Annotated in this window: 14 protein-coding genes and 1 pseudogene; 6 read left to right on the forward strand and 9 right to left on the reverse strand. The window is 67.2% G+C overall.

Annotated features, from left to right (window positions below):
• Positions 1 to 172 precede the first annotated feature (172 nt).
• From ABZX79_RS23270 to ABZX79_RS23280, 3 genes are all read right to left on the reverse strand, one after another.
• Positions 173 to 898, reverse strand: a complete 726-nt coding sequence (locus tag ABZX79_RS23270; protein ID WP_355260831.1) for a dienelactone hydrolase family protein — start codon at positions 896 to 898, stop codon at positions 173 to 175.
• Positions 899 to 990: 92 nt separating this feature from the next.
• Positions 991 to 1,515, reverse strand: a complete 525-nt coding sequence (locus tag ABZX79_RS23275) for a hypothetical protein (RefSeq protein WP_355260834.1) — start codon at positions 1,513 to 1,515, stop codon at positions 991 to 993.
• A complete protein-coding gene (locus tag ABZX79_RS23280; protein ID WP_355260837.1) occupies positions 1,512 to 3,191 on the reverse strand; it encodes a site-specific integrase in 1,680 nt (559 codons plus the stop codon). The genes ABZX79_RS23275 and ABZX79_RS23280 overlap by 4 nt, the downstream gene beginning before the upstream one ends.
• 14 nt (positions 3,192 to 3,205) lie before the next feature.
• On the opposite strand from ABZX79_RS23280, the gene ABZX79_RS23285 reads away from it, so the two are divergent.
• Entirely contained in the window at positions 3,206 to 3,631 is a 426-nt protein-coding gene (locus ABZX79_RS23285) for a hypothetical protein (protein ID WP_355260840.1), read from the forward strand.
• Between the two features lie 134 nt (positions 3,632 to 3,765).
• On the opposite strand, the gene ABZX79_RS23290 is transcribed toward ABZX79_RS23285, so the two are convergent.
• The 4 genes and pseudogenes from ABZX79_RS23290 to ABZX79_RS23305 form a co-directional block, all read right to left on the reverse strand.
• A complete protein-coding gene (locus tag ABZX79_RS23290) occupies positions 3,766 to 4,134 on the reverse strand; it encodes a site-specific integrase (protein WP_355261010.1) in 369 nt (122 codons plus the stop codon).
• A complete protein-coding gene (locus tag ABZX79_RS23295) occupies positions 4,053 to 4,586 on the reverse strand; it encodes a hypothetical protein (protein WP_355260843.1) in 534 nt (177 codons plus the stop codon). Before ABZX79_RS23295 ends, ABZX79_RS23290 begins: the two co-directional genes overlap by 82 nt.
• Before the next feature lie 690 nt (positions 4,587 to 5,276).
• Positions 5,277 to 5,825 (reverse strand): DUF1062 domain-containing protein, encoded by a 549-nt coding sequence (locus ABZX79_RS23300; protein ID WP_355260846.1) that lies wholly within the window; start codon positions 5,823 to 5,825, stop codon positions 5,277 to 5,279.
• Between the two features lie 211 nt (positions 5,826 to 6,036).
• A pseudogene (locus tag ABZX79_RS23305) lies at positions 6,037 to 6,669 on the reverse strand (IS5 family transposase).
• Between the two features lie 86 nt (positions 6,670 to 6,755).
• Between ABZX79_RS23305 and ABZX79_RS23310 the strand changes: the two are divergent.
• Positions 6,756 to 7,109 carry a VOC family protein gene (locus tag ABZX79_RS23310; RefSeq protein WP_355260849.1) on the forward strand — a complete coding sequence of 118 codons (354 nt, stop codon included), beginning with the start codon at positions 6,756 to 6,758 and terminating at the stop codon, positions 7,107 to 7,109.
• A 510-nt stretch (positions 7,110 to 7,619) separates the two neighbouring features.
• On the opposite strand, the gene ABZX79_RS23315 is transcribed toward ABZX79_RS23310, so the two are convergent.
• Entirely contained in the window at positions 7,620 to 8,156 is a 537-nt protein-coding gene (locus ABZX79_RS23315) for a DUF4240 domain-containing protein (RefSeq protein WP_355260852.1), read from the reverse strand.
• Between the two features lie 1,406 nt (positions 8,157 to 9,562).
• On the opposite strand from ABZX79_RS23315, the gene ABZX79_RS23320 reads away from it, so the two are divergent.
• The 4 genes from ABZX79_RS23320 to ABZX79_RS23335 all read left to right on the forward strand — a co-directional run bounded on the left by ABZX79_RS23320 (position 9,563) and on the right by ABZX79_RS23335 (position 13,020).
• Positions 9,563 to 9,901 (forward strand): MerR family transcriptional regulator, encoded by a 339-nt coding sequence (locus ABZX79_RS23320; RefSeq protein WP_355260854.1) that lies wholly within the window; start codon positions 9,563 to 9,565, stop codon positions 9,899 to 9,901.
• Positions 9,902 to 10,495: 594 nt separating this feature from the next.
• Positions 10,496 to 10,699: a cold-shock protein gene (locus tag ABZX79_RS23325; RefSeq protein ID WP_034275260.1), complete on the forward strand. Its 204-nt coding sequence runs from the start codon at positions 10,496 to 10,498 to the stop codon at positions 10,697 to 10,699.
• 371 nt (positions 10,700 to 11,070) lie between these two features.
• Positions 11,071 to 12,594 carry a DEAD/DEAH box helicase gene (locus tag ABZX79_RS23330; protein WP_355260859.1) on the forward strand — a complete coding sequence of 508 codons (1,524 nt, stop codon included), beginning with the start codon at positions 11,071 to 11,073 and terminating at the stop codon, positions 12,592 to 12,594.
• Positions 12,595 to 12,711: 117 nt separating this feature from the next.
• Positions 12,712 to 13,020 carry an SCO5918 family protein gene (locus tag ABZX79_RS23335; protein WP_355260862.1) on the forward strand — a complete coding sequence of 103 codons (309 nt, stop codon included), beginning with the start codon at positions 12,712 to 12,714 and terminating at the stop codon, positions 13,018 to 13,020.
• Positions 13,021 to 13,109: 89 nt separating this feature from the next.
• Here ABZX79_RS23335 and ABZX79_RS23340 read toward each other — a convergent pair whose 3' ends face one another.
• Positions 13,110 to 13,484 carry a hypothetical protein gene (locus ABZX79_RS23340; protein ID WP_214980354.1) on the reverse strand — a complete coding sequence of 125 codons (375 nt, stop codon included), beginning with the start codon at positions 13,482 to 13,484 and terminating at the stop codon, positions 13,110 to 13,112.
• Between the last annotated feature and the right edge of the window lie 189 nt (positions 13,485 to 13,673).

The raw sequence follows: 13,673 nt of genomic DNA on the forward strand, positions 1-13,673 counted from the left end.
TGGCGTGTTGGGGGTGATGGCGACGACTTGGGTTGGGTCAGGGGACAGGACCGGAATGCGCCAGAAACCTGCCGTGGCGACTGGTAAGCACCGGTGGTGGGTGGCCGAGCTTGGTGCGTGGTGACGGTCGACCGGCTTGGTTTGCGGTCCGGAATCGCGGTTCTCGACCAGATCACTCCGTGATGGGCAGGCACTCGGCGAGCAGGTCGACGACGTCACGCCACGCTCGCTGCGCGTGCCGTGGGTGGTAGCCGACGCCGGGGACCACGGTGTGGTCGACCGGTGGGTGGTGGAAGGCGTGTAAGGCGCCGCCGTAGACCACGAGGCGCCAGTCGACGCCCGCGGCCTGCATCTCGGTGGTGAATGCGTCCCGTTGCGCGGGCGGCATGATCGGGTCTTCCGACCCGACCCCGGCCCACACTGGGCAGCGGATGCGCGCCGTCTCGCCCGGTCGGCCCGTGGTCAGTGCGTTGACTGTCCCGATCGCGCGCAGGTCGACGCCGTCGCGCCCGAGTTCCAGCGCGATTGCGCCCCCGGTGCCGTAGCCGACGGCGGCGATCCGGTCGGGGTCGGTCCGCGGCTCGACGCGGAGCACGTCGAGCGCCGCGTGGCCGATGCCCCGCATCCGGTCGGGGTCGGCGAGCAGCGGCATGCAACGGGCCAGCATCTCCTCAGGGTCGCCCAAATAGCGCCCGCCGTGGAGGTCGAAGGCCAGCGCCACGTATCCCAGCTCGGCGAGTACATCGGCCCGGCGGCGCTCGACGTCGCTGAGCCCCATCCCCTCAGGCCCGACCAGGACCGCGGGCCGGCGGTCGACACCGGCCGGGAGCGCGAGGTGCCCGATCATCGTCAGGCCGTCGGCCGCGTATTCGACCGTGCGCGTTGTAACCGTCGTCATGAGCCTGGACTGTAGTGATCGCCGGGCCCGGTCGGACCGGTGTTCTGCTGCTGGCAGAAGGCAGGTCTCTGGCGTATTCCGGAACCGCCCCGTCAGCGGTTCAGCTGCGCCATCAAGTCCCGGTTCGCGGCGCGTGCGGCGGCGAGGTCCTCATCGCGCTCGGCGAGTTCGGAGCGGAGGTCGAGGATCCGCTGCTCCAGCTCGCCGATGCGGCGGGTGAGTGTTTCGACGTCGGCGGGGGCACCGAGCCCGGAGGCTTCCCAAGCAGCCTGTCCAAGCGCTTCAGACAGACGTCGTTCGAGCCGGGTGATGTGCGCGGACAGACGGCCGTTGCGGGCCGTGAGGTTCGCGATGTCGGCCAGCAGCGACTGGCGGCTGACCTGCGTTCCGGCCGTCGCGCCGGGAGGCGGCTCGCCCGCTCGGGCGAGAACGGCCGCGTGCAGGTCACCGTGCCGGTGGATCAGACTGCGGTGGACGCCGGCGGCGCGGGTAACGGAGGAGACGGTGATCTCCTCGCCGTCCGCGGCCGGCTTGTCGAGGACCTTGAGGACACGGGTCCGCCGCCGGTCGGAGTCCGCTGCCCGTGCTCGGGCCAGGTGGTCCGGTGATGAGCTCACGTGTCACGCTCCAGCCGCAGGTCCGGCTCCGGCGGGCGGATGCCGGGCATGCCCAGGGAGACGGTGCGGGTCTTGCGCAGGGTCCGCGTGGCCTCCGTGATCTGCTCGCGTTCGTCGTCCGTGAGCCCGTCCAAGTAGGTTGCTGCGGCCAGGTGTTCGCGGTCCCGGAGCAGAGTGTCGAGGTAGGTCCGCAGCTCCGGCAAGTACGACGGGTCGGTGCGGAAGTGGTCGCAGCCGACGCAGCGGAACCGGAACGGGCAACCGTGGCCGCCGGCCTTGACGTTGCTCGGCTCGACGCAGATCCCGTAGGGGACGGACACCTGGCCGATCCGCAGGCGGGCGTGGTGTGAGACGAGTTTGTCGACCGCGGACCGGGTCCGCTTCTCGGTGACCCGATAGTAGGTTTGTGTAGTTTGCAACGATCTGTGGCCCATAAGCTCACGGAGCACATCGGGCAGGGTTCCGGCGTCGGCGTGCCGTTGGGCGTAGGAGTGGCGGTAGGAGTAGGGCACGACTTCCAGCTTTGGGAACTCGGTGCCGTCAGCCAGTAGCAATGGGGCCATGGCGTTGACCCAGCGGCGGTGGACGTTGCCGATGTGCTGCATCCGGAACGGCTGGGTGCCCTCGGAGTTCCGTCGGGGCTGGGGGAAGAGGACCAGCTTGGAAAGCTCGGTGTCCGGGAAGCGGGCGCGGATGGCCTTCTTCTGCCGGACGATGATCTCTGCGGTGGAGTCCGGGATCCGCAGGCGGCAGCCGATGCGGTTGTTCTTGAAGTCGGTGTAGACGAGCACGGATTTGCCGTGTTCGTCGGTCTCCATGCAGTCCCAGGGCAGGCACCCGATCTCGTTGGGGCGCCGACCAGTGTCGACGAGGACCTCGATGGCGGCGCGAGCGTCGTCGCTGCCGTCGCGGATCTGGTCGAGGGTGGGCAGTCGCTCGCAGAGCTGGCTGAGGATCTCCTTCGGCAGGGCTCTGACCGGTCCTTCCTCGGTGATGACCGGGGGCATGTCATGCCTTCGCAGCGCGAAGTCGTCGGGCAGCTCAGCGAGGATCTCGCCGGGCCTGGTCAGACCCAGGTCGCGGATCTCACGCAGGAACCGGCCGGTGAAACGGCAGATCGTCGTGCGGCGGAAGGCGCTGATCTCGCCGGTGTGCGCCAGATGAGTCACATACTGCGTGAACGCCTCGATGTCGCTTCGGCCGAGCGCGGTCATGTCCGCTCCGCCGTCCTGCCGGGACCGGACCAGACTCTGCGAGAGGTAGCGAAGGCAGAGGATCATGTCGGAGAGGCTGTTGGGGATGTTCTTGCCGTAACGACGGGGGATCTCGTCCAGCACCCACGTCTTGCAGGCCTGGCGCATCCACTCCTGGTGCAACGGTGTGAAGTCCATCTTGCGCCACTGGCCCAGTCCGAAGGCGCCCATGTTCCAGACGTCTTTGATCTGTTCCAGCTCCGGCGTGGAGACGGCGGCCGCGAGTGTGCGGCGCATGCGGTTGGCCATGCCGGCGAGATGGGTGTCGCGGGGCACCTGGACGTCGTCGAACTGCTCGACGCATTGCTCGCGCAGGTGCCGGACGACGCCTCGCAGCAGGAGGGGCGGGGTCTTGACCTCGGCGTCCGTGCGGGCCTGGAGGACGTAGAGGATCTCGGCGGTCACCAGGACCGGCAGACCCACGCAGGCTCAGCGCGGTGGACTCCGCCGTGCCGGGCTCGGTGCGGCACCACGTCTCGAAATCAGCGTCGGGGACCTGTGCCTCCTGCCACCTCACCCAGTGGGGAGGGCAGAACGCGTTGGAGCTGTTCGCCTGGTGCCGGTGGCAGGCGTCCACCGAGCACAGGCCGAAGCCCGGCAGCGGGCGAACGCGCGGGTCGGCGAAGAACTCTTCCAGCGGCGGACGCCCCAGCCTCGTGAACAACTCGCGGTGCCGCATGCACATCTGCGTGCGGGACGACGTCCAGGGGCGCCTGCACTTCGGGACCGCGCACCCGCCCGAGATGTTGCTGATCTGTTTTGGCTCGGTGGCCAGGAAGTCCTCCGGCGTTTTGCCGCTCCGCTTCCAGCTGCTGCGGCAGGCCGAGCACAACCCCAGGTCCGTCTTCCGGGTGGTCCGGTGAGGGCCGAAGGATCCGGGACTTCTCGTCCCAGTTCAGAACGTCCAGCGTCTCCGGCCGGATCAGAGCGCGCAGCCGTTTCGCGCGGGCAGGCAGCAGATCCGATGCGGGAGCGGGCACCAGTTGCAGGGCCGTAGTCATCCGTTCCTCCTGGGAGCGAGAGCACCGACCCGTTCGACGGCGGACCGCAGGCGTTGCGGGTCGGGGTGCAGGTAGACCTCGGAGCTGGAGGCGTTCGCGTGGCCGAGAAGATCGGCGATCTCGTCCAGGACGGCGCCGGCGTCGGCGGCGTTACTGGCAAATCCGTGCCGCAGGGCGTGAGGATGAACGCCGTCGGCCAGCCCGGCCCTGCGCGAGAGCCGGCTGAACAGGTCGTTCAGGGCGCCGGGCGGCATGGGTGCCCCCAGCGGCGCTCGGAACAGGTTCACCAGCACGAAGTCGCTGTTGCGGGCCTTGCGGCAGGCGTCCCGTTCGACGACGTACTGGTCGTAAGCCTGGACCAGCAGGAAGTCGACCGGGACGGCGCGCGAACGCTTCGACTTCGCCCAGGCGCCGTTGTCGTTGTCCGGCGCACCACGTGCAGGTGAGAACCGGGAATCCGACAGCCCAGCACGCTGGCATCCAGGACGAAGTGGATGTCCTCGTGCCGAAGGCCCACGGCCTCGCTGCGACGCAGTCCCGCCCTGGCCAGCAACAGGACGATGAACCGGTCCCGGGCCGAGCGGCAGGCCCGCAGTAGGGCAAGGACGTCCTCGTCGCTGGCGCGGCCGACCGGCTCAACCGGCTCGGCGGCCCGGTGCCGGGCCTTGGCGTAGTAGCGCAGTCCGCTGCCCTCGCCGCGGGCCTGCACCGGCAGGTCACGGTCGTCGGCGACCTCGTAGAGCTGGGACAGCACGAACGTGGGCACCGTTCCCAGCGTCGTGGCGTGCGCGAGGAACTCGCGGACGCCGGCCAGCACGGTGTTGATCCGGCGCGGCCCGCGGCCCGCGGACCGGTTCGCTCCCGGGCCGGGCCACCACCGGAGTGCCGTCGCCGGGCGAGTGCCGCAGCCAGAACATGAAGCTGCCCAGGCGACCCGCCGCCGTCGTCCAGTCCCGGCCGGTGCAGCCGCACCACGTCAGGTAGAGCGCGACCGCCCCGGCGTATGTACGCGTCGTCGACTCGGCCTGATCACGACCGAAGCGCACGTGTCGCAACTCGTCCGCCGCTGCTACGGGTGCCAGCCGGTCCTCATCCAGCACGGTCCAGTACCGCTGTCCCGACGGCATGCGTACAGGGAAGGGACGGAGTCTTCCGGAGGCCACCTGATGAGCCACGAGCCTTCAACGACAACCCCGACGTGCCCGACACGGCGACGTGAACCGTCGTACACAGCGGCCCTCCTTTGGGCGATGCGACAGTGCACGACGCACCTACAAACCAGAGAGAACGTCGCCCAGTACCACCTGGTGATGGCCGTGATCCTGACGATGGTCTGGCCGTTCTGCCGCTCCAGATGTCTTGGTCCGGCCTGGTGGCGGGCCTTGTCGTGTCGGCCGTGGCCCACGCTTTCTTTGATCGGCGATGACCTGTCCACTGGCTCCTGGAACATGTCGACTGGGCCTGTCCGGCGGATCTTGCCGGACAGGCCCTTGGTCCCGAGGAGGGCTCAGCGCTTGAGCGTGAAGGTGAAGTCGCCGGAGAGCTTGCCGCTCAGCCGGACTGCCGAAACGAGTTTCCCCTCCGTGATCAGTCTCTCGGCCTCGGCCCGCGAAAGACCGCAACCTTCAGCGATCAGTCGGACCGGCCGGACAGGGATCCGCGCCGCAAAGCGGACCGAGACGTCGATCACCTCGCGGTCCAGGTGATCCGATCCGCCGGTGTCGAGGCGCCAGGCGTTGTCCCAGTCGAGGGCGATGCGATTACGGCGCCGCACGGCCGGATCCTGAAGCAGCTCAGCTGTCAGGCCAGGGTCGTTGTCATGCAGCCGGTCCAGCAGCTCAGGTCGTACGGAGCGCACATTCATCCGCTCCAGGACCGTGAGCTTTGCAGTTTCCCCGCAAGCGGTACAGAGCGCGAGGAGCCAGGCGTCGATGAGTTTGTGGTTTGCGTTGACGCGAAATTTACCGCTTGCCCGGAAGCGCTCGGACGCGTACGCGTGGCAACGGCGCAGAACGAGTGGCAGGCAGGTGGGCATGACCACCCAGTTTTTGAGCACAGAAGTACACCGGTTTCAGTGAGAAGTCCGCAGCAAAAAGGAGCGCGGCGCACATGCGCGACGCGCGACGATTCAGCGCTCGGGAGGTCTCACAGGGTGTACAACGGCATGTCCTTGACTAGACGACTTGCTTCGGCAGCACGGTAATCGCGCACAGCGGCGCTGTTCCACTGGTTTTCGAGCGCCTCACCGCCAGGTTCTGTCCGGCGGATCATGGACGGAGCCAGAGGCAGATCGCGGCGACGGTGACGGTGCCATGGAAGACGTAGGCCCGCGGCCCGGAAGTTCTTGAGCCTGTTGATCGTCCGCTCGACCTCGCTCCTACGCTTGTAGACCGTCTTGTCGAAGCCGGCGGGCCGACCGCCTTTGATATGGCGTCGCGGAGCTGTACGCCTTGTCGCCGCCGAGGTGATCGGAGCGAGTGCGCGGATGCCTTCCATGCCTTTCCCGGCACTCGCGGCGGTTTCTTGCGTGCTCCGGCGGCGTGTTGGTAGGCGCGACAGGAGGTGGAATCCACGCTCGCCAGGGACCAGTCGATGCGGCCTGCCGCGTCGGCGTCGGCTTGGACGGCCCGCAGGATCTTGTCCCATGTGCCGTTCGCCGACCAGCGTCGGTGTCGTTCATAGACGGTCTTCCACTTGCCGAAACATGCCGGCAGATCCCGCCAGGGCACTCCGGTCCGCTCCCGGAAGAGGATCCCGTCGACCACTCTGCGGTGGCTCTTCCAACGCCCGCCCCGCTGGCACGTCTTGGATAAATGTGGCTTCGGCCGGGGGGCCCACTCGTCGTTCGTCAGATTCCCCGTCCCACGACGGGCGCAGCGACCCCGGCCCGAACCAGTCACCACCGTGGTGTGACATCAGCGGCGGCGCAGGGGGACGACGCCTTGAGCACCTGTCTTCGAAGCCGTGGCTGATCTAAGCTCGGCGGATGACCTTGGAATGGGAACAGGTAGTTGTTCACTCGGCAGATCCGGTGGCCTTGGGGCAGTGGTGGGCTACGGCTCTTGGTTGGGTTGTGGTCCACTCCTCGGATGAGGAGTTCGAGATCCGCCCCGAGCCGGATCGCCTGCCGGGGTTGGACTTCGTCCGGCTTGATGAGAGCAAGAAGGCTAAGAGCCGACTGCATCTCGACTTCAGGCCTGATGACCAGGACGCCGAGGTGGCTCGGCTGGTGGCTCATGGCGCACAGCGTGTTGATATCGGCCAGGGTGATCAATCGTGGGTTGTATTGGCAGACCCCGAAGGTAACGAGTTCTGTGTCCTTGGCCAGCGGCGTCAGTAAGAACTCCTAACTGAGCGTTGTTCTCCTGCCCGTTGTTGCGAGCCGGGGCGGCGTGCGTACCAGCGAACGTACTCGGCTCCCGGCGGAGACGTTCCAGCTCGTCGTCCTCGGCCGCGAGCACCGACAGCAGTAGTCGACGCCGTCCTTGAGCAGGGTGAACTCGGTGTTGGTGCGGGCGAGTTTGCTGGTGAGCCGTTCGTTGATGCGGGCCTGGCGGGGATCGGGCTGGTGTCCGGCGGCCTCGTCGGCGTTGGTGACCGATCGGCAACCTTCCGAGCCGACCCGGCCAAGGGCCTCATCTCCCCGAAGGGCCTGCCGCTGCAGAACAAGTGACCGCGCACCGCGCGAGCGCATGAAGAACCGCCCCCGTGGCCGGCCACGGGGGCGGTTCGCTTCTCGGCCGGCAGCGGTGCGAGCTGTTGCGGGAGCGACCCGAAGGCCTCACCGCCTTTGAGGAAATGGCGGTGAGGAGTTCCCCCCCCCCCCGGGGATCGTTTTCTGGTTGGCCGATCACTTCAGGCAGAGCGCTGCGATCCGCGGCAGTTGGGCAGCGATTCTGCTGTGGTCGTCGAAGTCGAAATTCCAGGCTGGATCGAGGTTGGGGTAGTTGATGGTGAAGGCGTCGCTGGGAAGTTCTGTACCCGTTGCCCTCTCGTAGGCGTCCCAGGCGATGCTCAAGGTTTGCTCGCCTTCCAGATCGATTCCCGCTTCCGCTGCCGCTTGGACGGCGGGAAGGTCGGCGAGATGGTTGGCGTCTGCGATGACTTGTTCGAAGGCTGTGCGGCCTTGGGCAATCAGCCAGCCGCGGAAGTAGTCGAAGCCGTCGTCGGAGCATCCGCCGTTGATGAGGTAAGCCGCGGCCCACAGCGGGGCTTGATAGGAGGCGGCCATGAGATCCCACAGGGTCTGCTGGGCGTCGCGTATCTGCTGGGGTTCGTGGGTGGCCAGCAGTGCGGTGGCGTGGTGAGCGATGTCGTCGGCATCGGATGAATCGACGGCTCTGCCGCGCGCTTGGTCCATCAGGTTCCAGAACTGTTCGATGTCCATGACGGCACAGCATGGCACCCGGGTCGGACAACCTGACCGGCCTCGATGGGGCGGGTGATTCGACTGGACAAGCCCTCGGGAGCTCAGGAACGTCCATCGCATTGCTGAGTGAGGACCGAGTCGTCAGAAGCACGGAGGATGCGCGGCGTCCGGCGATGATGCAGCTTGTGATCTTGGGGGGGCGGGAACGTCGGCCCGCACTGGTTCGGCGTTGCCGGCGCGGAGGGCGGCGAGTGTGCTTGAGGACCACCTGGCGATTCCCCGGTATCCGTCGAGGTTCGGTTGGCGGGGGCGATGGCTCGTGCCTGTCTCGTCGCTGAGGTGCTGGGGCGGATACGGCCTGGTGGGTGGGCAGCACGGTGTAATGGCAGCGGTCCCGAGGGGACGGTACGACTGTGCACAGCACACCCGCACCGGCAGCCACACCCGCTCCCTGGTGCGGCGTACGCCGACGGCGTCGACGACGCCTGCCGCGTCGCTGTGCCTCGCCCGGGTCGCGCAACTCGCCCATCTGGAGCACGTCTGCGCGTGGCAACCGAGTTGGGGTTGTCGTCGTCCTGGCCAGGCCCTTACGCAGCCAGGCGGGCTCGGTGAGGCTGCCATCCCCGACTGCTGTCGGCAAGTACAGGCTTCCTCTGCCTTCTGCGCACGGAAATCTATGGTGGCTGGAGTAGACATTGGGGAGTCGCGTGGTTATGGTTTCTCTCGTAGCCGAGATCGAGCAGGGCCCGGCAGAGATGAACTGCCGGGCAGTAGTGCGCAGTACGGTGCGGTGGTGGAGTACTGAAGCCAGGGTTGTTGCAGGATGGCGACGGAACTGACGGCCGGACCGGGTAGCCCGCAGTGATCAGGGGCCGCCGTGAGCAGTAACGCAGTAAGAGGTTCTGTAGGTGCGGTACCCAGCAGCGCAGTACTCAGTGGTCTCTCAGTGAAGGCGCCGGCTGCGGGCGCGCGTGCTGAGAGGTCCGGCAGTGGGGTTCTAAGCCAGAGCAGACGCAGGACGGGCGACGGGGCTGGCTGCCGGACGAAGTGGCCGTCAAGGCCACGAGCAGTTCGCATCACCAGCAGTACCTAGCAGTACCCAGCAATACCCGTGTAGCAGTACCGGTTTGGTAAGCAGTTGCTTCCAGAGGGAAGAACGGAGGAGTTCGAGCGCCATCAGGATCGCCCGGGCGGCAGCGCCGCCTGGGTACCGCAAGACCTCAGATAGGCAGGTGGTCTCCGGTCACGCACCGCGATCCCCGCACCCCCGCCCAGCAGTTTCTTGGGCAGGCATGCGGACATAGAGGGCCGGCGCAGTAATAGGGCCGGCAGATGGTGTTGAAATTCCTTCGGGGCCTTGGTGCCGTACGGCACCAAGGCCCCTCCACGCGTTCCCGTCACAAGCACTCAACCAGTGAGGTGAAATGACAGCAGACAACTCCCTCGGCCGTCTCGAGGACGACGACTACCCCGCCTACACCATGGGCCGGGCCGCCGAAATACTCGGCACCACACCGGGCTTCCTCCGCGCCGTCGGCGAAGCCCGCTTGATCACCCCGCTGCGCTCCGAGGGCGGCCACCGCCGCTACTCCCGCTATCAGCTTCGTATCGCCGCCCGAGCCCGTGAGCTCGTTGACCAGGGCACCCCCATCGACGCCGCCTGCCGCATCGTCATCCTCGAAGACCAACTCGAGGAAGCCCAGCGCATCAACGCCGAATACCGCCGCGCCGGCGACTCGTCTCATCCTCCGTCCGCGGCCTGATGCCGGAGCGCCTGCCGGCATCAGGCGGGCGCCCGCGCTGAACGGTGCGGAGCCTGGCCGTGACCGGCGGGCGATCCCAGGGATCGTCGTATACACGAACCGGTGGTCGGCCGGCCTCGACCGGAAGGCATGGCTCATCGCAGGCATCTTCATCCGGTCCGCCCCTTGGGCGGTCCCTGGCCGCCCGAAAAGCTGATGTGCGGGTCCCGAGCTCGCTGGAACCGGCAGGTTGTAGGTGGAGCAGGCTGCGTCCTGCACAGTGGGTTCGGCCGGCGGGAATGGAACACGGCACTCCGCGGCTCCTCGCATGTGAGTATCTACTGCGGCGGGCACAGAAATTAGTGCAATGTGCCGTGAGGGTTTGTGGCGTGCCCGGGGGAGTGATATTACGCACCGCCCTCAGGCGATTTCTCCGTGCTACTGTTGATCTCAGTTGCAGTTGTGGTTCCCAAAAACTTCAAGTGCATTTGCTGGCATCTTGTGTCGGCGGGTGCATTTTTGTATGCCGGAGTTGTTTTCCGGACGGGGCGATCATCGCGGCGACTCGGGGCTCGCACAGTGCGGGCCCGGGTACTGCCCCCAAGGAGATATGACATGGCTACTGGCACCGTGAAGTGGTTCAACGCGGAAAAGGGTTTCGGCTTCATCGAGCAGGACGGTGGCGGCGCTGACGTCTTCGCCCACTACTCGAACATCGCCGCCCAGGGCTTCCGTGAGCTGCAGGAAGGCCAGAAGGTGAGCTTCGACGTCACGCAGGGCCAGAAGGGCCCGCAGGCGGAGAACATCGTTCCCGCCTGACGCTGAAGCGTACGGCGTAGCTGGGGCCCGCACCTTGGGGTGCGGGCCCCAGCTCGTTGCTTTCCCCAGGGCACGCCGACCGCGTCGTGTACGTTGCGCGAGCGACGCCACCTTGAAGTGCTCTGGTTGTCTCACCGTACGGCGGACGCTCCGCCCCTGGCTCCGGACGCAGGTCCGTCCGAGCCCCCCTGATCCCGCATCCCGCCTTCGTCTCGGCATATGCCGGATCATCTTCGACGTAACTGGCCTCAGATGTTTCCCATCGGCCCGGTCTCGTCTTCGCATTTACTTCGGTTCGTTCTTGCGGTTCTCTGTGCTGTTCATCCGTGCCGGGAATTCCTTGATACGTGCCGCATCGAGGAAGGTTCTACGTGAACCGCACAGCTCGCACGAACGACCGCTATTCTCCTTCCCGCACCAGCGGCTCCGCCGGTTCAGGACGCGGGGGCCGTTTCGGTGCCCCGGCCCGCTCCAGCGCTCCGAGCCGTTCTGGTGGCTACGGGCGTCGTCCCACCGCGGTGCAGGGGGAGTTCGCCCTTCCGGTGACCATCACGCCTGCTCTTCCGGCCGTCGAGGCCTTCGCGGATCTGGAGATGCCCGCGCCGCTGCTGGCCGCGCTCGGTGCCGAGGGGGTCACGGTGCCGTTCCCGATCCAGGGAGCCACGCTGCCGAACTCGCTGGCCGGGCGCGATGTCCTGGGCCGCGGGCGCACAGGTTCCGGCAAGACTCTGGCCTTCGGGCTGGCGTTGCTGGCCAGGACGGCGGGGCAGCGGGCCGAGCCGCGTGAGCCGCTGGCTCTCGTGCTCGTACCGACGCGTGAGCTGGCCCAGCAGGTGACCGACGCGCTCACCCCGTACGCCCGGTCGCTGAGACTGCGGCTGACCACCGTGGTCGGCGGCATGTCGATCGGCCGTCAGGCCGGTGCGCTGCGTGGGGGCGCGGAGGTGGTCGTGGCGACGCCGGGGCGGCTGAAGGACCTCATCGAGCGCGGCGACTGCCGCCTGGACCGGGTCGCCATCACGGTGCTCGACGAGGCCGACCAGATGGCCGACATGGGCTTCATGCCCCAGGTCACCGAACTGCTCGACCAGGTACGCCCCGAGGGACAGCGGATGCTGTTCTCGGCCACCCTGGACCGTAACGTCGACCTTCTCGTACGCCGCTACCTGCATGACCCGGTGGTCCATTCGGTGGACCCCTCGGCGGGCGCGGTGACGACGATGGAACACCATGTGCTGCACGTACAGGGTGCTGACAAGAACGCCACGACCACGCAGATCGCCGCACGCGACGGGCGGGTGCTGATGTTCCTGGACACCAAGCACGCGGTGGACAGGCTGACCGAGCACCTGCTGAACAGCGGTGTACGGGCTGCCGCGCTGCACGGCGGCAAGTCCCAGCCGCAGCGCACCCGCACCCTGGCGCAGTTCAAGACCGGTCATGTGACGGTTCTGGTGGCGACCAATGTCGCCGCGCGCGGCATCCACGTCGACAACCTCGACCTCGTGGTGAACGTCGACCCGCCCAGCGACCACAAGGACTACCTGCACCGCGGGGGCCGTACGGCACGCGCCGGCGAGTCAGGCAGCGTCGTCACCCTGGTGCTGCCCAACCAGCGCCGTGAGATGTCCCGCCTGATGCAAACCGCGGGCATCACCCCGCAGACGGCCCAGGTCCGTTCGGGCGAGGCGGAACTCAGCCGTATCACCGGCGCACAGGCCCCTTCAGGTGTTCCCGTCACGATTACCGCACCGGTGGTGGAGCGCCCGAAGCGCGGCGATTCCTCGAACCGGGGCCGACGCAGCCGGCCCGCTCAGACGCGGCGTACGGGCTCGAACTCCCGGGCGGCGGCTGGAAAGTCCGGGCCGCAGCCCCTTCTGGGCGCGGCTGCCTAGGACCGCTAGGACTGCTGGGGCCCCCAGGACTCCTAGGACCCCAGGACCAGCACACCGATTCGCCGGTCTCCGCCCGTCGGCACCCCCCGCCCGTCCTCTCAACCCTGCTGAGGCAAAATGCGCTGCGTCATCGCCCGTTTCCCCTTCGACCTGGTCAAGACCGACGTGCAGGCGTCGATGAAGGGCATCAAGCCCGAACCCGTCGTGGGTGAGTCCGTGATCATCGGCCGTCGTCACTACCCCGTCAAGCAGGTAGGGGAAGTCATCACGCGACAGGACCGGCGCGACTTCACCGCCAGTGAAGTGACCAGGGCCCTGACCCGTCTCGGCTTCACGTGCCGCCCGGCCCCTGGCCTTGCTTCCGCCACATTGCTCACCCCGCTCGCGACGGCTTCTGCACTGCTCGGCGCCTCGGCAGCCGCGTAACGGGGCGGCACACACATCAAGGCAGACAGCGTTGAGGGCCCCGACCGACCGGTCGGGGCCCTCGGTCTGTTAGAGGCCGGGTGAGCTGCTCACTGATCGGAGTAGCTGAAGTCACCTACCGTCCACGCGCTCACATCCTTGATGGCGATGCGGTACATCCCACCCGTCTCGGGAATCCCGATGTTGCCCTGGAGGATCCTCGCGACATGGAAATGCAGGTGCGTGGGAGGCGCGTCCTGATCCGGGCGGGGCTTGGTGCTGGGGGCCATGAAGATGCTAGAAAACGGACCCAGCCGATCAGAGTCCTTCAGCACCTCGGCCACTCGTTGCCTCCACACAGCCTCGGGAGCCAGCCGTCCGGTGATGACGGCGCCACCGGCAACTACGGTGAGGGACATCTGATTGCTGTGCTCGGACTCCACCGTGGCGGCAACGTCGGCAAGCAGATCATCGGCATTCGACATGCCACGGGATTTTACTACCGTCGGCCCCTGCTGGAAACGCCGGTCTTCGGCTGCCAGGAGACCGGCGTTCCGGGTAACCGGTGCGCGGGGCGAAGGCGGCCGGGAAAATCAATTATATATTCCCGGCAGAACAGAAATTTGGCAATGCGTGGACGAGGCTTTGCGAGTGGGTGGAAGGAGTATATGCCT

Origin of the sequence: Streptomyces sp. NPDC002994 (assembly GCF_040611155.1) — a bacterium.
GTDB lineage: Bacteria > Actinomycetota > Actinomycetes > Streptomycetales > Streptomycetaceae > Streptomyces.

What these genes read in the sequence shown, in the direction of transcription:
- ABZX79_RS23270 (WP_355260831.1), bottom strand. Translation starts at nt 898, where the DNA reads ATGACGACGGTTACAACGCGCACGGTCGAATACGCGGCCGACGGCCTG.
- ABZX79_RS23310 (WP_355260849.1), top strand. Translation starts at nt 6,756, where the DNA reads ATGACCTTGGAATGGGAACAGGTAGTTGTTCACTCGGCAGATCCGGTG.
- ABZX79_RS23315 (WP_355260852.1), bottom strand. Translation starts at nt 8,156, where the DNA reads ATGGACATCGAACAGTTCTGGAACCTGATGGACCAAGCGCGCGGCAGA.
- ABZX79_RS23320 (WP_355260854.1), top strand. Translation starts at nt 9,563, where the DNA reads ATGACAGCAGACAACTCCCTCGGCCGTCTCGAGGACGACGACTACCCC.
- ABZX79_RS23325 (WP_034275260.1), top strand. Translation starts at nt 10,496, where the DNA reads ATGGCTACTGGCACCGTGAAGTGGTTCAACGCGGAAAAGGGTTTCGGC.
- ABZX79_RS23335 (WP_355260862.1), top strand. Translation starts at nt 12,712, where the DNA reads ATGCGCTGCGTCATCGCCCGTTTCCCCTTCGACCTGGTCAAGACCGAC.
- ABZX79_RS23340 (WP_214980354.1), bottom strand. Translation starts at nt 13,484, where the DNA reads ATGTCGAATGCCGATGATCTGCTTGCCGACGTTGCCGCCACGGTGGAG.